Annotated in this window: 1 protein-coding gene; it reads right to left on the minus strand. The window is 55.1% G+C overall.

Annotated features, from left to right (window positions below):
* Positions 1-523 (minus strand): IS110 family transposase (locus A6D6_RS21650; RefSeq protein WP_159661852.1); only part of this gene is annotated, 523 nt, incomplete at its 3' end.
* Between the last annotated feature and the right edge of the window lie 103 nt (positions 524-626).

Genomic DNA, 626 nt, shown 5'->3' on the forward strand with positions numbered 1-626 from the left:
TCATGTCCTGTATAGAGGCAATGACTCGCTCGCTTGACTGGTTGAATTCCGCTTTCTCAAGCCGGTTTTCTTCCCGCTGACGGTCTTTCTCCAAGGCCTCCAGACGAGCACCAAGCGCTCGTAACTGCCTGATCTCTGGCGCTTCCGGCTGCCATTTATGTAGTCGCTCATGCTTCTCTTTCACGTAGAGAGCCAGGCACAGCGAGTCGAGCTTGTCTGTCTTGCTTGAGAACCCTTCACTCTTGGCGAAGTCCCTGGTGCGCGCCGGATTGGCCACATACACCTGCAACCCAGCTTCATGGAGTGCGTAGGTCAGGTTCTCGTGATAAATACAGGTGGCTTCCAGCACCACATGAATCTCGGACGGCTCAGCACCGGTCTGCTTGAGCAGCCACTGCGCAACCTCGTGCTCCTTCCCGCGCCGATTCTGGAAAACCCGTGTTTTTACCTTCCGGGGATTGGCCTGGCGCAGCCAAAGTGTATCGAGGCTCTTTTTGCTGACATCAATTCCAACGAAGTGCATCTCTCGTGTCTTCCCTTGCTTATACGGCTTCATCCCGCGGAGGGGAGAGCCCGGATACCGTTCAGATTTAAGAGAATGGGTCGGAGCCAGGATCTACGTCACA

The organism is Alcanivorax xiamenensis (assembly GCF_009846745.1).
Lineage (GTDB): Bacteria > Pseudomonadota > Gammaproteobacteria > Pseudomonadales > Alcanivoracaceae > Alloalcanivorax > Alloalcanivorax xiamenensis.